Below are 16,872 nucleotides of genomic sequence, written 5' to 3'. Positions count from 1 at the left end.
CTTTGTAAATGATCTCAAATTACATTGAACTTATGCTTAACAATTTCAGGTATTGGTGGTGATCGATCTGATTTTGTTAGTACTTCTACACCGGTTGCGGTAACTAATACCGTATGCTCCCATTGTGCTGAAAGACTCCGGTCTTTTGTTTTCACAGTCCACATATCAGGCATGGTTCGGATATCTCTTTTACCAGCATTGATCATTGGTTCAATAGTGAAGGTCATGCCTTCTAATAATTCTTCACCCTGACCCTGCCGCCCGTAGTGAAGGATTTGAGGGTCTTGATGAAAAACCTTACCAATCCCATGGCCACAATATTCTCTAACAATTGAATAACCAGCCTTTTCAGCATGATTTTGAATAGCAAAGCCAATATCGCCTAAACGAGCGCCAGGTTTTACCACTGCAATACCTAACCACATGCACTCATAGGTAATCTGGCAAAGACGCTTCGCCAAAATAGATGGTTCGCCAATTAAAAACATCCTACTGGTATCACCATAAAAACCATCCTCGGTAATCACAGTAATATCTAAATTAACAATGTCACCAGATTTTAAAATGCGATCGCTAGGGATTCCATGACAGATTACGTCGTTAACGGAGGTACAAATAGATTTCGGAAATGGAGGGTAACCTGGAGGTTGGTAGTTTAAGGGCGCAGGAATCGTCTTTTGGACATCTCGCATATATTCATGGCAAAGGCGATCAATCTTTTCTGTACTAACGCCAATTTGCAAGTGGGGGGTAATGAAATCAAGTACTTCACTAGCTAATCGACCAGCTTCACGCATGCCATCGAGATCTGTTGAGTTGGTAAACAAAGGTTTCATTTTGTAGTAATTATCTTAAAAATATCTTATAATATTGAAACTTTGATGAATGGTCTAATAAATTGTTTATTTAACGCATCAAAGAATCGCGAGCCAAACCATCCGGGGTGACGTTTTTTAGCGTAATCAGGATTTGGCTTTAGTTTAAACCCTTAGGAGAAAAAAATGTCAGTATCCATGCGCGAAATGATCGAAGCAGGTTGCCACTTTGGCCATCAAACCCGTTTCTGGTCACCAAAAATGGCCCCATACATCTATGGCCACCGTAACAAAATTCATATTATCAATTTAGAAAAGACGCTTCCTTTATTTCAGGATGCGTTAAAGTTTGCAAAATCCATTTCAGCTAATCGTGGCACGATTCTATTTGTTGGCACAAAACGTCAATCAAAAGAAATTATTGCTGAAGAAGCAGCGCGTGCTGGTATGCCTTATGTTGATGCTCGTTGGTTAGGTGGTACGTTAACAAACTTCAAAACAGTTAAAGGTTCAATCAAGCGTTTAAAAGAAATGACTGCAGCCCGTGAAGCTGGTGATTGGGAACGTTTGTCCAAAAAAGAAGCCTTAATGAATGAGCGCGATGTTGAAAAACTTGCCAAATCATTAGGTGGTATTCAAGATATGGCTGGTATTCCAGATGCGATTTTCGTCGTGGATATCGGTTATCACAAAATTGCTTTAACGGAAGCTAAAAAGCTTGGTATTCCAGTCATCGCCGTAGTCGATACGAATCACTCTCCAGAAGGCGTTGATTACATTATTCCTGGAAATGATGATTCAAGTAAAGCTGTTTCTTTATATGTTCGTGGAATGGCTGATGCAATTCTTGAAGGCAAGGCAAGTGCTGTAACGCAAGTGCTAAATTCTATTAAAGAAAATGAAGAAGTAGCAATCGAAGAAGGGAAGGAATAATGGCGGCAATTACGGCAGCAATGGTTGGTGAGTTAAGAGCAAAAACTGACGCACCAATGATGGAATGTAAAAAGGCTTTAACTGAAGCTGATGGTGATTTAGTTAGAGCAGAAGAAATTCTAAGAGTTAAATTAGGCAGCAAAGCTAGTAAGGCTGCATCTAGAGTAACGGCCGAAGGCGTTATTGCCTCATTTATTGATGGTACTTCTGGCGTTTTAATTGAAATCAACTGCGAAACAGATTTTGTTTCAAAAAATGATGACTTTTTAAAGTTTACGAAAGATTGCGCTGAGTTGGTTGTCAAAAATGCTGTGGCTGATGACGATATTGCAACTTTATCTGGTTTATCAGTTGATGGTAAAACAATTGAAGAAACTCGTGCTGAACTCATCGGTCGTATCGGTGAAAACATGACTATTCGTCGTTTTAAGAGAATTTCTGGTGAAAATCAGTTGGTTTCTTATATTCACGGTACTCGTATTGGTGTATTGGTTGAGTTCAAAGGTAATGAAACTGCAGCTAAAGATGTTGCGATGCATATTGCAGCGATGAAGCCTGTAGCTCTTTCAACAGCTGATGTTCCTGCTGACAAGATTGCTACTGAAAGAAGTGTTGCTGAGCAAAAAGCAGCTGAATCAGGCAAGCCTGCTGAAATCGTTGCGAAGATGGTTGAAGGTTCTGTACAGAAGTTTTTAAAAGAAGTTTCTCTTTTAAACCAGACTTTTGTGAAGAACGACAAACAAACTGTTGAGCAAATGTTGAAAGCGAATGACACAACTATTCAATCATTCACTATGTATATTGTTGGTGAAGGTATTGAAAAGCGTCAGGATGATTTTGCTGCAGAAGTTGCAGCGCAAGTTGCAGCGGCTAAAAACGCCTCTTAAATTGATGCTTATAGTAGTATAAAAATAGGCGCTTTTCATAGCGCCTATTTTTTAGGGATTTATAATGTTTAATATCTGTATCTGAATGGAAAGTGAGTTTATGCCAGCTTATCAAAGTGTTTTATTAAAATTATCTGGTGAAGCCTTAATGGGAGATGATTCTTATGGAATCAATCCTCTGACCATTGAAGCGATGGCGACAGAAATCTCTGAAGTAGTTCAATTAGGTGTTAAGTTAGCAATTGTTATTGGTGGTGGAAATATTTTCCGTGGTGTGGCAGGCGGTGCCGCTGGGATGGACCGTGCAACGGCTGATTACATGGGGATGCTAGCAACAATGATGAACTCCTTAGCTTTACAAGATTCATTACGTCAAAAAGGGGTTGAAGCAAGAGTGCAATCCGCTCTAAGAATGGATCAAGTAGTCGAACCATATATTCGGCCAAGAGCAATTCGTCACATGAACGAGGGTAAGGTCGTAATATTTGCTGCTGGTACTGGAAATCCTTTTTTTACAACCGATACCGCAGCTGCCCTTCGGGGTGCAGAAATGAATGTTGATATCGTTCTCAAAGCAACGAAGGTAGATGGTATTTATTCAAGCGATCCTAAAAAAGACCCATTAGCAACACGTTACGATACGATTTCTTTTGATGAAGCCATCGTTAAAAATTTACAAGTAATGGATGCGACGGCTTTTGCTTTATGCAGAGATCGTGAATTACCAATTAAAGTTTTTTCAATTTTGAAACCAGGCGCTTTAATGCGAGTGGTGAACGGGGATCCTGAGGGTACCCTAGTACACGTCTAATGAGGGAGTAATTAATGTCATCAAGTGAAGTTATCTCAAACGCGGACCAGAAAATGGTGAAGTCGATAGACTCTTTTAAGAGTTCATTGGCGAAAATTCGAACTGGTAGAGCCCATACTGGTATTTTGGAGCATATTCAAATTGACTATTACGGTAATCCAACTCCAATTTCGCAGGTGGCTGCATTAGGTTTGGCGGATGCTCGGACGATTACAGTAACGCCATGGGAAAAGCCAATGATACAGGCTGTAGAAAAGGCCATTAGAGACTCTGATTTGGGTCTTAATCCTGCCACTCAAGGCAATGTAATTCGTGTACCGATGCCTGCCCTAACTGAGGAAAGAAGAAAAGACTTAGCTAAGCTCGTTAAATCTGAAGGCGAGGATGCAAAAATTGCTATTCGTAACTTACGTCGTGAAGCCAATGAAGGTCTAAAAAAACTAACGAAAGATAAGTTAATTTCTGAGGATGAAGAGCGTCGTAGTCAAGATGATGTTCAAAAGAGAACAGATAAATTTGTAGCAGAAGTTGACAAATTAGTGCAAGATAAAGAAAAAGAAATCATGACTGTATAGAGATTTCTCTAACTACTCAATTTATGACAACGACAATTAAGAGTTCTACACTAGCCGTGCCGCCCCCCAAGGCTGTTCCTGCCCATGTTGCAATCATCATGGATGGTAATGGTCGGTGGGCGAATCAACGCTTTCTCCCAAGAGTGGCGGGTCACTCAAAAGGCGTTGATGCAGTAAGGACCATCGCCCAAGAGTGTAGTAACTACGGCATTCAGTATTTAACTCTATTTGCTTTTAGTACAGAAAACTGGCGCAGACCCCCTGATGAAGTAAGTTTTTTAATGGCTTTGTTTTTCAAGGTTTTAAAACGTGAAATTAATAAACTTCACAAAAACAATGTAAAACTCGTAATTATTGGTGATTTATCTGCTTTTTCCGAAGAAATTCAATTGAGTGCTAAGGAGGCTCAACAAAAAACAGAAAACAATACGGGACTCGTTTTGACAGTAGCCGCAAATTATGGGGGTCGCTGGGATATCCTCAATGCGATGCGGTGTGCATATGAAAATAATCCTGATATTTTGCCTGAACAGATGACAGAGGAATGGATCAATCCCTATTTATCGATGGCATATGCCCCTGAGCCTGACTTGTTTATTCGTACTGGTGGTGAGCAACGTATTAGTAATTTTTTGGTATGGCAGCTGGCATACACTGAAATGTACTTTACACCAATATTTTGGCCTGACTTTGATAAACAAGCATTTGCCGATGCATTGTCTTGGTATCGACATCGTGAGAGAAGGTTTGGACAAACCGGTCATCAATTATTGGAAAGTCAAATTGTAAAAAATGCTTAAAGCAAGAGTTTGGACAGCAATTGTACTTCTGACACTATTTGGACCAATTCTTATCCTATTGCCGGCTTTGCATTTATATATATCACTCATAGGTATTTTATCCATTGGCGCTTGGGAGTGGGGGAGACTCCTATGGCCCTCCAATAAGTATCTACCGATAGCATATGCGCTTCTTGTAGGCATCTCATTAGCAGGCTTGCTAGGTCAACATCAGGGCATCATCCTTGATCTTGATACGGTCATGATGAACATCCTGTTCCAATACCCAATTTATGCTGGTGTAGCCTTATGGCTAGTGGTGGTACCTGTTATTCTTAAGAAGAGTTTAAATTTTTCATTACTGAAATTTTCTAATTTGTTATCCGTATTGGGCTTTCTCATATTTATAAGTGCATTTTGTTCTGCTCTTGTTCTGAGAGATCAGGGTAGATGGTTATTTCTTGCGGTAATAGGTATTGTTTGGTGTGCTGATATTGGAGCCTATTTTGCAGGAAAGAAGTTTGGTAAAAATAAATTAGCCATCAATATTAGTCCTGGGAAATCCTGGGAGGGTGCATTTGGAGGTGGATTGGTTGTTTGTCTATTTATCCTCGGTGTGTATTTAATTGCGAATCAGCCTGAACTTAACTTAACCTTAGTACTGCTTATTGGATTATTCTTAAGTGTGATGAGTGTTGTTGGGGATTTATTTGAGTCTTTAATGAAGAGGCTAGCAAAGGTTAAAGATAGTAGTGCTTTGTTACCAGGGCATGGAGGGGTTTTAGACCGAATTGATGCAATATTGCCCGTTTTACCGCTAGCGGCACTTTTGTTTAAGGTGATTTCATGAGATATCTTTGCGTATTGGGTTCAACAGGTTCAATTGGTGAAAACACTTTAGATGTGGTTCGTCAACATCCTGATAAGTACTGTATTTCATCTCTTTCAGCGAATACGCAAATTGAAAAATTAGCAAGCCAATGCTTAGAGTTTAGGCCCGAGATTGCAGTTGTCAGTACGGCAGAATTAGCAACCAAGTTAAGGGATCTATTAGGCGAATCACCAACTACCGTAATGTATGGTTTAGATGGATTAATTCAAGCTGTTCGGTTGACTCAAGTTGATACGGTGATGGCAGCAATTGTCGGAGCTGCTGGCTTGCTGCCTACCTTAGAGGCCGCGAAACTTGGCAAAAGGGTATTACTAGCTAATAAAGAAGCGCTTGTGATGTCAGGTGAATTAATGATTAACTTAGTTCGTCAAAGTGGGGCTGAGTTATTGCCCATCGATAGTGAACACAATGCCATTTTTCAATGTTTACCGCAGAATCAGATTGGTCAAAGTTCCGCCAATACTGTTAAAGAACTTTTACTAACTGCTTCGGGTGGACCATTTTTACATCGGGAATTGAATAGTTTTCCAGATATTTCTCCTGCGGAAGCTTGTAAACATCCTAATTGGGTAATGGGAAGGAAAATCTCTGTTGATTCGGCTACGATGATGAATAAGGGGCTTGAGTTAATTGAAGCAATGTGGTTATTTGATACATCCCCTGAAAAGATTAAGGTTGTAATTCATCCTCAAAGTATTATTCACTCAATGGTTCGATATATTGATGGATCTATTATTGCCCAATTGGGAGCTCCAGATATGAGAACTCCCATTGCTTATGGCCTTGGATGGCCAAACAGAATTTCCTCTGGCGTCCAAGAACTTGACTTTGAAATGATTTCTAATTTAAGTTTTCATGCCCTTGAAGATGCGAGATTTCCTCTCCTGAAATTGGCTAGAGCAGTAGCAGGGCAAGGTGGTACGGCACCTACAATCATGAATGCAGCCAATGAAATCGCTGTAGCAGCATTTTTAAATAACCAAATTCAATTTACACAAATAAATGAGGTTGTTGACACTGTTTTGAATACTCTGGAAGTTTGTAATGTTGATAATCTCGAAATAGTTTTAGAGACAGATAAAATGGTCAGAGACTTTACTAACAAACACATTCAAACTATTAATTAACTATGTCACTACTGGCTTTTTTGATCGCCATTTTTATTTTGGTTGGATTTCATGAGTTTGGTCACTTCATCACTGCAAAATGGTGTGGTATCACTGTGGAACGATTTTCGATTGGCTTTGGTCCAGTCTTATGGCGTAAAAAACCGGTTCGTGCTAACGATACAGAATTTGTCTTGTCATTGATCCCTTTGGGTGGTTACGTCAAAATGCTTGATAATCGAAATGGTGACTTCTTAAGTGAGGAACAAAAGCTGCGTGCTTTTAATCATCAAGTACTCTGGAAACGCTCCCTCGTTGTTTTAGCTGGGCCATTGGCAAACTTTTTACTCGCATGGGTTTTATTGGCGGTTCTTTTTTTAAGTTCACCTATTCAAGTTCGACCTATTTTGAGTGCGCCAGGTATCAATTCTATGGCTGCTGAATTAGGTATTGTTGAAGGAGATGAGGTTAGAGGTTTTTTAGAGCTCGATTCGACAATGACTGAACAAATTATTCAAACCGAATCTATTCAAAGTTGGAACCGTCTACGTTGGAAGCTTTTGAAAACTGTATTTACTAAGAACGGCTTTGTACTCGAGTTGGATCACGAGGGTAAGGGTCTATATCGTGTTCAGTTTACTAGTTCACAAATTCAAAACATTAATTTTCAGGGTGATTTGTTTGGTCAATTAGGACTAATTCCTTCAAAAACAGATGTTGATTTATTATTTAACTTAGATGTTGATATACCAACAGCTTTTTATTTGGCGACGGAGCGAGTCTTTGATATCTCCTATGTATCACTAATGAGTATTAAATCCTTGATTACAGGTGATGCCTCAATTAAGCAGATTACTGGCCCTATAGGAATTGCTGGTATGGCAGGTAAATCAGCTCAATCGGGAATTGTGGCTTATTTTGGTTTTTTATCCCTCATCAGCATTAGTCTGGGCTTAATGAATTTACTTCCTTTGCCCATGTTAGATGGTGGCCAACTGGTTTTTGATGCTTGGGAACTCGTAACAGGAAGTCCTATCTCCGAGGCATTCAGAGCCCTTGCTGTTAAAGTTGGACTGATGGGAATAATCTTAGTCACCTGCATTGCATTTTATAATGATTTTTTAAAAATTTTTAGTGGATAATTAAGTTTGAAATTCTCATCATTGACCAATTAACCTAATACAATATTGAATTAACCACATGATTTCTAAAGAACAGAAGAGCGCTCCGTTGAATACTAAAAATAAATTAAAAAACATTGTTGGAATATGGGTACTATTGGTTTGCTCTTTGCTGACAGTTTCTAATGTCAAGGCTGCCGAGCCATTTGTTGTCAAAGATATTCGTGTTGAGGGTTTGCAAAGGGTCGAAGCTGGTACTATTTTTAGCTACTTACCCGTAAAAGTAGGTGATACCTTTAATGACTCAAAAGGATCTGATGCGATTAGAAGTTTATTTAATACTGGTTTTTTTAAAGACGTTCAAGTTAGAAATGATCAAAATGTTTTAGTTGTTGTCGTTGAAGAAAGACCAACTATTTCTAAAATTGATTTTACCGGCATGAAAGAGTTTGATAAAGAAGCTATTCTTAAAGCTTTGAGGGCCATCGGTCTTTCCGAGGCAAGATATTATGACAAATCTTTAGTAGATCGCGCAGAGCAAGAAATTAAACGTCAATATGTCAGCAAGGGGTTTTATGATGCTGAAATTGTAACTACAGTTACCCCAGGTGAACGTAATCAAGTTTCAGTTTTCTTAAATATTGAAGAGGGATTAGTTTCTAAAATTGCTCAAATCAATATTATTGGCAATAAAGTCTTTACCGAAAGTCGCCTAAAAGAGGAAATGCAACTGTCAGTTGGTAATTGGGTTTCTTGGTACACCAAAAACAATCTCTACTCTAAGCAAAAATTAACCGCAGATTTAGAAACTTTAAGATCGTTCTATTTAAATCAAGGGTATCTTGAATTTAATATTGAATCTACTCAAGTTTCAATTTCGCCTGATAAAAAAGGTGTTTTTCTGACGATTAAGATTTTTGAGGGAGAGCAATATACCGTCAAGAATATTAAACTTGGTGGTGAAATGTACGGTAAAGAGTCCGAGTTGATGGCCTTAATCCCATTAAAAGCTGGAGATATCTATTCGGCTACAAAACTTAATATGGGAACAAAAGCGATTGCTGATGTGCTAGGTAGTTATGGTTATGCTTTTGCTTTAATTAATCCACAACCAGACTTAAGGAAAGAAGATAAAACAGTTGATCTTTTATTGGTTGTTGATCCTGGTAAAAGGGCTTATGTGCGAAATATTAACGTGGTTGGTAACGCTAAAACTAGGGATACCGTTATTCGTCGCGAAATGAGACAGTTTGAAAGTTCTTGGTACGATGGGGAGAAAATTAAACTCTCCAAGGATCGTATTAATCGTTTGGGCTACTTTACTGAGGTAGATGTTGGTACACAAGAGATTCCTGGTTCAAACGATCAAGTCGATTTGAATGTCAAGGTGACTGAAAAACCTACTGGATCCTTTACTTTAGGTGCTGGTTTCTCTTCTATGGAAGGTTTAGTCTTAAGCGCAGGTATTAATCAAGAAAATGCTTTTGGTACAGGTACTAGCGTTGGATTTAACATAAATACTGGTTCAATTAATAGAACCTTAGTCGTATCTCAGTTTGATCCGTATTTTACAGATGAAGGTATCAGTCGTTACACGGATGTTTACTATAGAACTTCTAGGCCTCTTTATTACCTCGGTGATGCAGACTATACGATCGTTACTGCTGGTACCACAACTCGTTTAGGTATTCCTTACTCTGAAACAGGAAGAGTCTTTGTTGGTTTAGGGGTGGAAAATTTAAGTCTGAATACGACTCAAAATACACCTATTCAATATCAGAAATATGCAGCCCAGTTGTCCGGTTTTGATCCGTCCCTCGTTGATGGAACTGCAAATGACCCACATCTAGGCATCTATTCCGCAAGTTCATGGAACGTACCGCTCACCTTAGGGTGGTCCAAAGATCGAAGAGATAGTGCCTTAATTCCAACAAGTGGTCTTTATCAACAGGTAAGCTTAGAGCTTGGATTACCAGTTGCTGAGGTTAGATACTATCGTGCTTATTATCAGTCTCAATTCTTTTATCCAGTTACTAAAACCAATGTTTTATCTTTGAATGGTACATTGGGTTATGGTGCATCGTATGGCGTCAATCCTTTTCCAATTACCAAAAATTACTATGTTGGTGGTATCGGTTCAGTTAGAGGCTTCACACCTGGCTCTTTAGGACCTCAAACATACAACCAAACCTTAGGCATTTATCAGCCTATTGGTGGACCATCAAAAATGATTGGTAACATTGAATACACCTTCCCAGTTCCCGGATCTGGTACGGACAAAACATTGCGTTTCTTTGGATTCTTTGATGCAGGTAATGTTTATGATGGAATGCCAAATTTTAGCGGCTTAAGGTATTCTTATGGTTTAGGTATTGCTTGGATCTCACCACTTGGCCCATTAAAGTTCAGTTATGCGCTCCCTATGAATACTACTGAAGTTGATCACATTCAAAATTTCCAATTCCAAATCGGTACAACCTTTTAATTTTCTAGGAATCTTTTCATGAAGCTGCTTAAAATTCAACGCTTAATAAATTTGTTAGGTCTTTCTTTATTAATTACTCTTCCTGTTTTATCTCATGGACAAGAGGCATCTGCAAAAATTGCTTATGTAAGTCTCGAGCGTATTCTCAATGAGTCCAAAATTGCCAAAGAAGCTCAAAGTAAAATGCAAAATGAATTTGGACAGCGTGAGAAAGAAGTCCGTGATGGTATTGCCAAAATCAAGACTGAAGCAGCTCAGTTGGATAAAGATGCTGCGATTCTCCCTGAAGCGGATCGTATCCGTAAACAACGTGAATTAGCAGATCATGATCGCGAACTTCAGAGAAAGCAAAGAGAATTGATTGAAGACTCGCAACGTCGAGGCGCTGAAGAGAGAGCTAAAATTTTTGAAAGAGCAAATCAAGTTCTGAAATCAATTGTTGAACAGAAAAAGTTAGACTTAGTTGTTCAAGATGCGGCTTATGTAAATCCTAGAATTGATATTACGAATGATGTGTTGTCAGCATTGAATAAGTAATTTATTTACTATTCTTTGTAAGTTATCTAAAAAGTATGTCCAACTCATTGAACCTTAGCAAACTAACTGGTCAATTTGACTTCGTGTTACATGGAGATAAAGATTTTGTAATTGAAGGCTTATCTCCCTTATCGGTTGCAAATGATAAGCAGCTTTCTTTTCTGGTGAATCCACTCTACCGTACTCAGGCTGTTACAAGTGCAGCTGGAGCTCTGATATTGAGTGAGGCTGATTATCAATTTGTTTCCGGCGAGTCTACGCAATCACGAAACTATTTAGTTGCAAAAAATCCTTATGCGCTTTTTGCTAGAGTTGCTCAAGAATTTGAGAAATTAACGAAGCTCGATGAAATTGGTTCTATTCATCCTACTGCGGTGATTGAGCCTGGAGCGGTGATTGCTTCTTCGGCAAAGATTGGTCCGTTTTGTACCGTAAAATCAGGAGCACAAATCGGTGAAAAAGTAATTCTTGAGGGCCATGTTCATATTGGTAAAAATGTGAAGGTCGGATCTTTTTCAAAAATCTTCCCAATGACAGTTATTTATGATGAGTGTCAGATTGGTCAGCGTTGCATTCTCCATGGTGGGGTCGTGATAGGTTCTGATGGTTTTGGCTTTGCTCCTGACTTTTCATCAACTGGAGGAGAGTGGGTTAAGATACCTCAAACAGGTAGAGTAATCGTTGGTAATGATGTTGAAATGGGGGCATCTACGACTGTTGATCGTGGTGCCATGGCTGATACAGTGATTGGAAATGGATGTAAATTTGATAATCAAGTTCAAATTGGACATAACGTTAAACTAGGTGATCATTGTGTCATGGCAGGTTGTTCTGGGGTAGCTGGAAGTACAGAGTTGGGTAATTTATGTATTGTTGGTGGTTATTCAAATTTTTCTGGGCATTTGCAAATTGCAGATAGGACAACTGTTTCAGGTGGTACGTCCATTACCAAATCAGTCACTACTCCTGGTCTTCATTTCACAGGTGTTTTTCCATTTACACAACATGCGCAATGGGAAAAAAATGCTGCGATTTTGCGTGGTTTAGATAAATTGCGTCAACAAGTAAGAAAGTTAATTAAAGGGTAAATAAATAATGACTGATCATTTGAATATGAATATAAATCGTATTCTCAAACTTCTACCCCATCGGTATCCTATCCTTCTTGTGGATAGAGTACTCGAACTTGAGCCAAGTAAGAGAATTAAAGCCTTGAAAAATGTGTCCGTGAATGAACCTTATTTCCAAGGACATTTCCCAGAATTTCCTGTAATGCCAGGCGTTCTCATTTTGGAATCTCTAGCTCAAGCTTCTGCTTTACTTGCTTTTTCTCAAGAGCAAAAACCAGATACAGTTTATTATTTTGCAGGCATCGATAATGCAAGATTTAAAAAACCAGTTACGCCTGGTGATCAATTAATCTTAAATGCTGAAGTCATCCGTAATAAGGCTGGAATTTGGAAATTTACTGCTTTTGCCACAGTAGACAATGAGATTGTTGCTCAAGCCGATTTATTATGTGCGATTCGTCAAAAGGGTGAGTGAAATGTCTCTTATTCATTCGACTGCTATTGTTGACCCCTTAGCAATCATTGATCCTACTGCACAAATTGGGCCGTATGCAATTATTGGGCCCAATGTGAAGATTGGTGCTCGTACGCAAGTGGGTTCTCATACAGTCATTGAAGGTAAAACCACTATTGGTGAAGACAATAAGATTAGTCATTTTGCCGCTGTAGGTGGGGTTCCTCAAGATATGAAATATCAGGGCGAGGATACCGAGTTAGTTATTGGTGATCGAAATACTATTCGAGAGTTCACGACGATTCACACTGGAACGAGTCAGGATCTTGGTAAAACTGTGATTGGTAATGACAACTGGATCATGGCGTATGTTCATATTGCTCATGACTGCCAAGTTGGTAACCACACGATATTTTCGAGTAACGCCCAGATTGCCGGCCATGTAATAGTGGAGGATTGGGCTATTTTAGGTGGTATGTCTGGAGTTCATCAATTTGTTCGGATTGGTCAGCACTCCATGTTAGGTGGAGCATCTGCCTTAGTTCAAGATATCCCACCGTTTGTGATTGCTGCAGGTGATAAGGCTTCTCCACATGGTTTGAATGCTGAGGGGTTAAAACGCAGAGGCTTTTCTGCTGAGACAGTTACTGCCTTAAGGCAAGCGTATAAAATTTTATATAAGGATGGCTTAACTTTTGAAGATGCCAAAGTTGCCATCCAAAATATGATTACATCAAGTAATAATATCGCGCCAATTTCTTTAGAAACTACCGAGAAGCTTCAGGAATTTTTGAATTTTATCACTGCCTCTAAACGCGGCATTATCCGTTAATTTATGACAAATCAAATGATCACCTGCGTTGCAGGCGAGCCATCTGGCGACCTGCTGGGTGCGGAATTAGTATCAGGTTTGAAGGGAAATCCTTTTACCTCTAATTATCAATTAAATGGTATCGGTGGTTCTCACATGGCATCCGTTGGTTTTGAATCGAATTGGGATATGTCGACTCTCAGTGTCCGAGGTTATGTCGAGGCGCTAAAACAACTACCCGCCATCTTATCGATTCGCAAACAATTAATTAAGAGTATCTATCAAAATCCACCCAGTGTTTACGTTGGTATTGATGCACCAGACTTTAATTTGTTTGTTGAGAAAAAATGTAAAACAATCAACATACCAACCGTTCACTATATAAGTCCATCGATTTGGGCTTGGCGTAGTAACCGACTCGATAATATTAAAAAAGCTGTGGATCACATGCTTTGTATTTTTCCTTTTGAGCCCGGTATTTATCATCAAGCTGGAATGAAAGCGACCTATGTTGGCCATCCACTTGCTAATAAAATTCCTTTAAAACCCGACCCAAAGAGCGCTAAGCAATTTTTGTTTGAGAATCAGTTTTTGAAGTTTGGGGAGATTGCTAGTGATGAAACTATCATTGCAGTTTTACCAGGAAGTCGAAAATCTGAAATTGAATACATTGGTAAGGGTTTCTTTGAGGCAATTGGTCATATGTATCAGATGCACCAAGGATCGATTCGCTTTTTAGTGCCGGTAGCAACTCCGCAGTTAATGGAAATGTTAGTCTTTCTGAAGAACGACTTATTAATTACTTATCCAAATGTAAAAGTTGAGTTGATTAATGGTAACTCTAGTAAGGTTTTAGAAGCTGCTGACTCTGTATTGATTGCTAGTGGCACTGCAACTCTGGAAGCAGCATTGTGGAAAAAACCAATGGTAATTTCTTATACAGTTCCATGGTTGACTGCTCAAATTATGAAAAGACAAGGTTATCTACCATATATCGGGTTGCCGAATATCCTATGTCAAAACTTTGTAGTGCCTGAGCTTTTGCAAGATCAAGCGGATCCAAAAGTAATGGCAAAGGCTACATTAGAGTGGTTAGAGCATCCTGCACAGGTTGCCCAATTAGTCGATATTTTTGAAGAGTTACATCACATACTTAAAAAACCTAGTGACGAAATTGCTGCTCAAGTAATTGAGGAAACCATTAAACAAGCCAAATAGAAGGCTAACCATGCAAATCATTTGTGGTATTGATGAGGTGGGTAGAGGACCCTTAGTCGGTAATGTTGTGGCAGCGGCTGTCATCTTGCCTGATCAGTATGTCTTACCCGGTTTAAATGACTCTAAAAAGTTGTCTAGTAAACAACGTGAAGAGCTAAATATCAACATCAAAAATGAAGCCTTAGCGTGGGGTATTGGTCAAGCTAGCCCTGCTGAGATTGACCAAATTAACATTTTATATGCTTCACTTTTAGCTATGACCCGGGCTTTTCATGAGATGTTGAATCATTTCCCTATTAAACCGGAGTTGGTGTTAGTTGATGGAAATCGTTGTCCAGAATTAAATTACCCATCGCAAGCAGTTATTAAAGGGGATACTAAAATACCCCAAATTTCGGCGGCTTCTATTATTGCCAAAGTGTATCGAGATCAACAAATGTTAGAGTTACATGCAAAATACCCCGAATATGGTTTTAATCATCATATGGGATACCCAACGAAGCAGCATCTTGAAAAAATCAAATCCTACGGTGTGACAGATGAATATAGAAAGTCATTTAAACCGGTAAAGGCCATACTGGCAGGGAGTAAATGATGAATTACGATTTGCACTCTTTTTTCAAAGTAATCCAATCAAAATCGAATGATTCAATTAAAGAGCTAATCATTCATCAAGAGGGCGGTTCTAAAGCGAACAAATTAAGAAAAGAGACTGGACTAGCCTTGATTGAAGGGATTCACCTATTAGATTCATGGGTGAAGTCGCAGCATCTAAATCAAATTCAGGCAATCTATACAACAGCCACAGGTTTAGAGCATCCTGAAATTAAAAACCTGTTACAGGTTGTGATTGAATATTTTCAAGACACTGGAACAAAATTTCCTGAACTTGTCATGTTGGATGAGGGGCTTCAAAAATTCGTTACCTTGATGCCGGAAGCACCTTTACTCCAATGCCTCTTAAAAATCCCAAGCGTTGTCGAAATTAATTACGCTGAGGATATGGTTGTTTTAGATTCGATCCAAGATGCTGGTAATGTAGGGACCATATTAAGAACCTGTGCGGCGGCTGGCTTTAAGCAGATTATTTGCTCGAAAGGAACTGCTGCTGCCTGGTCAAATAAGGTCCTGAGAGCTGGAATGGGGGCTCACGCTAATTTAAAAATCATTGAAGGTATAACACCATATCAATTATTGGCCGAGCTTGAGATTCCTTTATTGTGTTCTCAATTAGAGAACGCTTCTAGTCTTTATGAAATCTCAGAAAAATTAAAGACACCTTTGGCATGGGTATTTGGTAATGAAGGTCAAGGAGTCAGTCGGGAATTTCAACAAGATGGCTTTGGTGTGAAAATTCCCCAAGTAGAGTCGGTTGAGTCTTTAAATGTTTCAGCAGCAGCAGCAGTGGCTTTATTTGAAACCCGCAGAGTTCGGTTGATGCATAATTAAGAGAAACAATCGATGATCAAATCGAACATAATTACAATTACTCAATCCAATGAAGTGACATTTAATCAGTTGGTTTATCTATCTTAATCACTTGAAGGATGGTTGTTGCAATTTCTTCAATTGATTTATGGGTTGAGGATAACCAGGTGATATTCTCTCTTTTCATCATGGCCTCTGCCTCGTTAACCTCGTATCGACAGTTATCCAAGCTTGCATATTTACTACCTGGGCGTCGCTCATTCCTAATCTCTGACAACCGATTTGCTTGGATGGTTAATCCAAATAATTTATTTTGGTATTTTTTTAACTCTGACGGTAGAACCCCTCGTTCGAAATCATCTGGAATTAGTGGGTAGTTAGCTGACTTTACCCCGTATTGCATCGCTAAATAAAGGCAGGTTGGTGTTTTCCCACTTCGAGAAACACCCACTAAAATCACATCTGCGCTTTCTAAATTTTTGTGGGACTGCCCATCATCATGCGCTAAAGAAAAGTTAATTGCCTCAATCCTATTTCTGTAGCTCTCTGTATCAATATTTTGGTGAAACTGACCAATTGCATGGGTAGATTTAACTTTCAACTCAAGCTCTAATGGGGCGACGAAAGTATGAAACATATCCATTACCATCGCATTTGCTTGATTAATCACTGCATTAATTTCTTCATTCACTAGGGTCGTAAAAACGATCGGTTTTTCGCCACTCTTTTCAGCATGATGATTAATTTCTAATAAAGCTTGACTCGCTTTTTCTAGGGTGTTGATAAAAGGCAATCTTATTTGCTTAAATCTAATTTCAAATTGAGCAAGGATGGAGTGACTAAATGTTTCAGCTGTAATTCCTGTGCCATCTGAAATGATAAATACTGTGCGAACTTGATGATTCATATGAGGGATTGGCTGATAGAATGAAAGAATTAGATATTGTGCA

General features: G+C 39.0%; 18 protein-coding genes. 16 read left to right on the top strand and 2 right to left on the bottom strand.

Translation table 11 applies throughout. The features are described from left to right. Positions 1–14: 14 nt before the first annotated feature. Positions 15–836 (bottom strand): type I methionyl aminopeptidase, encoded by an 822-nt coding sequence (gene map, locus B8983_RS05780; RefSeq protein WP_084283196.1) that lies wholly within the window; start codon positions 834–836, stop codon positions 15–17. A 165-nt stretch (positions 837–1,001) separates the two neighbouring features. On the opposite strand from map, the gene rpsB reads away from it, so the two are divergent. The 16 genes from rpsB (at position 1,002) to B8983_RS05700 (ending at position 15,943) form a co-directional block, all read left to right on the top strand. Beyond that, complete coding sequence (gene rpsB, locus B8983_RS05775) at positions 1,002–1,748, top strand: 30S ribosomal protein S2 (RefSeq protein WP_084283195.1); 747 nt, start codon at positions 1,002–1,004, stop codon at positions 1,746–1,748. Then, on the top strand, positions 1,748–2,635 hold the full coding sequence (gene tsf / locus B8983_RS05770) for a translation elongation factor Ts (protein ID WP_084283194.1): 888 nt from the start codon (positions 1,748–1,750) through the stop codon (positions 2,633–2,635). The genes rpsB and tsf overlap by 1 nt, the downstream gene beginning before the upstream one ends. A 100-nt stretch (positions 2,636–2,735) precedes the next feature. After that, positions 2,736–3,446 (top strand): UMP kinase, encoded by a 711-nt coding sequence (gene pyrH, locus B8983_RS05765; protein ID WP_084283193.1) that lies wholly within the window; start codon positions 2,736–2,738, stop codon positions 3,444–3,446. A gap of 14 nt (positions 3,447–3,460) precedes the next feature. Then, the gene (gene frr / locus B8983_RS05760) at positions 3,461–4,021 is read left to right on the top strand and encodes a ribosome recycling factor (RefSeq protein WP_084283192.1); all 561 of its coding nucleotides are present in this window, start codon (positions 3,461–3,463) and stop codon (positions 4,019–4,021) included. Positions 4,022–4,044: 23 nt separating this feature from the next. After that, a complete protein-coding gene (gene uppS, locus B8983_RS05755; RefSeq protein WP_084283191.1) occupies positions 4,045–4,821 on the top strand; it encodes an undecaprenyl pyrophosphate synthase in 777 nt (258 codons plus the stop codon). Beyond that, positions 4,814–5,650 carry a phosphatidate cytidylyltransferase gene (locus tag B8983_RS05750; protein WP_084283190.1) on the top strand — a complete coding sequence of 279 codons (837 nt, stop codon included), beginning with the start codon at positions 4,814–4,816 and terminating at the stop codon, positions 5,648–5,650. Before uppS ends, B8983_RS05750 begins: the two co-directional genes overlap by 8 nt. Continuing rightward, positions 5,647–6,819 carry a 1-deoxy-D-xylulose-5-phosphate reductoisomerase gene (gene ispC, locus B8983_RS05745; RefSeq protein ID WP_084283189.1) on the top strand — a complete coding sequence of 391 codons (1,173 nt, stop codon included), beginning with the start codon at positions 5,647–5,649 and terminating at the stop codon, positions 6,817–6,819. The genes B8983_RS05750 and ispC overlap by 4 nt, the downstream gene beginning before the upstream one ends. 2 nt (positions 6,820–6,821) lie before the next feature. Next, the gene (locus B8983_RS05740) at positions 6,822–7,940 is read left to right on the top strand and encodes a M50 family metallopeptidase (RefSeq protein WP_084283188.1); all 1,119 of its coding nucleotides are present in this window, start codon (positions 6,822–6,824) and stop codon (positions 7,938–7,940) included. Positions 7,941–7,998: 58 nt separating this feature from the next. Next, positions 7,999–10,404 (top strand): outer membrane protein assembly factor BamA, encoded by a 2,406-nt coding sequence (gene bamA / locus B8983_RS05735; RefSeq protein WP_084283187.1) that lies wholly within the window; start codon positions 7,999–8,001, stop codon positions 10,402–10,404. Between the two features lie 18 nt (positions 10,405–10,422). After that, positions 10,423–10,941, top strand: coding sequence for an OmpH/Skp family outer membrane protein (locus B8983_RS05730; RefSeq protein WP_084283186.1), 519 nt, complete (start codon positions 10,423–10,425; stop codon positions 10,939–10,941). Between the two features lie 35 nt (positions 10,942–10,976). Then, positions 10,977–12,029, top strand: a complete 1,053-nt coding sequence (gene lpxD / locus B8983_RS05725; protein WP_084283185.1) for a UDP-3-O-(3-hydroxymyristoyl)glucosamine N-acyltransferase — start codon at positions 10,977–10,979, stop codon at positions 12,027–12,029. A 4-nt stretch (positions 12,030–12,033) separates the two neighbouring features. Beyond that, positions 12,034–12,486, top strand: a complete 453-nt coding sequence (fabZ, locus tag B8983_RS05720) for a 3-hydroxyacyl-ACP dehydratase FabZ (RefSeq protein ID WP_084283184.1) — start codon at positions 12,034–12,036, stop codon at positions 12,484–12,486. 1 nt (position 12,487) lies between these two features. Beyond that, positions 12,488–13,297: an acyl-ACP--UDP-N-acetylglucosamine O-acyltransferase gene (gene lpxA, locus B8983_RS05715; RefSeq protein WP_084283183.1), complete on the top strand. Its 810-nt coding sequence runs from the start codon at positions 12,488–12,490 to the stop codon at positions 13,295–13,297. Positions 13,298–13,300: 3 nt separating this feature from the next. After that, the gene (lpxB, locus tag B8983_RS05710; RefSeq protein WP_084283182.1) at positions 13,301–14,494 is read left to right on the top strand and encodes a lipid-A-disaccharide synthase; all 1,194 of its coding nucleotides are present in this window, start codon (positions 13,301–13,303) and stop codon (positions 14,492–14,494) included. 10 nt (positions 14,495–14,504) lie between these two features. After that, positions 14,505–15,089, top strand: a complete 585-nt coding sequence (rnhB, locus tag B8983_RS05705) for a ribonuclease HII (protein ID WP_084283181.1) — start codon at positions 14,505–14,507, stop codon at positions 15,087–15,089. Then, entirely contained in the window at positions 15,086–15,943 is an 858-nt protein-coding gene (locus B8983_RS05700) for a TrmH family RNA methyltransferase (protein ID WP_084283180.1), read from the top strand. Before rnhB ends, B8983_RS05700 begins: the two co-directional genes overlap by 4 nt. 61 nt (positions 15,944–16,004) lie before the next feature. Here the strand turns inward: B8983_RS05700 and ppsR are convergent, their stop codons facing one another. After that, the gene (gene ppsR / locus B8983_RS05695) at positions 16,005–16,829 is read right to left on the bottom strand and encodes a posphoenolpyruvate synthetase regulatory kinase/phosphorylase PpsR (RefSeq protein ID WP_084283179.1); all 825 of its coding nucleotides are present in this window, start codon (positions 16,827–16,829) and stop codon (positions 16,005–16,007) included. Positions 16,830–16,872: the final 43 nt, after the last annotated feature.

This window comes from Polynucleobacter kasalickyi (assembly GCF_900176405.1).
In the GTDB taxonomy this organism is placed as follows: domain Bacteria; phylum Pseudomonadota; class Gammaproteobacteria; order Burkholderiales; family Burkholderiaceae; genus Polynucleobacter; species Polynucleobacter kasalickyi.
The sequence above is the reverse complement of the archived record's forward strand: the minus strand, read 5'-3'. Positions and strand labels throughout refer to the sequence as shown.

Excerpts from the sequence above, each read along its gene's own strand:
- map (WP_084283196.1), bottom strand. The coding sequence starts at position 836 with ATGAAACCTTTGTTTACCAACTCAACAGATCTCGATGGCATGCGTGAA.
- rpsB (WP_084283195.1), top strand. The coding sequence starts at position 1,002 with ATGTCAGTATCCATGCGCGAAATGATCGAAGCAGGTTGCCACTTTGGC.
- tsf (WP_084283194.1), top strand. The coding sequence starts at position 1,748 with ATGGCGGCAATTACGGCAGCAATGGTTGGTGAGTTAAGAGCAAAAACT.
- pyrH (WP_084283193.1), top strand. The coding sequence starts at position 2,736 with ATGCCAGCTTATCAAAGTGTTTTATTAAAATTATCTGGTGAAGCCTTA.
- frr (WP_084283192.1), top strand. The coding sequence starts at position 3,461 with ATGTCATCAAGTGAAGTTATCTCAAACGCGGACCAGAAAATGGTGAAG.
- uppS (WP_084283191.1), top strand. The coding sequence starts at position 4,045 with ATGACAACGACAATTAAGAGTTCTACACTAGCCGTGCCGCCCCCCAAG.
- B8983_RS05750 (WP_084283190.1), top strand. The coding sequence starts at position 4,814 with ATGCTTAAAGCAAGAGTTTGGACAGCAATTGTACTTCTGACACTATTT.
- ispC (WP_084283189.1), top strand. The coding sequence starts at position 5,647 with ATGAGATATCTTTGCGTATTGGGTTCAACAGGTTCAATTGGTGAAAAC.
- B8983_RS05740 (WP_084283188.1), top strand. The coding sequence starts at position 6,822 with ATGTCACTACTGGCTTTTTTGATCGCCATTTTTATTTTGGTTGGATTT.
- bamA (WP_084283187.1), top strand. The coding sequence starts at position 7,999 with ATGATTTCTAAAGAACAGAAGAGCGCTCCGTTGAATACTAAAAATAAA.
- B8983_RS05730 (WP_084283186.1), top strand. The coding sequence starts at position 10,423 with ATGAAGCTGCTTAAAATTCAACGCTTAATAAATTTGTTAGGTCTTTCT.
- lpxD (WP_084283185.1), top strand. The coding sequence starts at position 10,977 with ATGTCCAACTCATTGAACCTTAGCAAACTAACTGGTCAATTTGACTTC.
- lpxA (WP_084283183.1), top strand. The coding sequence starts at position 12,488 with ATGTCTCTTATTCATTCGACTGCTATTGTTGACCCCTTAGCAATCATT.
- lpxB (WP_084283182.1), top strand. The coding sequence starts at position 13,301 with ATGACAAATCAAATGATCACCTGCGTTGCAGGCGAGCCATCTGGCGAC.
- rnhB (WP_084283181.1), top strand. The coding sequence starts at position 14,505 with ATGCAAATCATTTGTGGTATTGATGAGGTGGGTAGAGGACCCTTAGTC.
- B8983_RS05700 (WP_084283180.1), top strand. The coding sequence starts at position 15,086 with ATGATGAATTACGATTTGCACTCTTTTTTCAAAGTAATCCAATCAAAA.
- ppsR (WP_084283179.1), bottom strand. The coding sequence starts at position 16,829 with ATGAATCATCAAGTTCGCACAGTATTTATCATTTCAGATGGCACAGGA.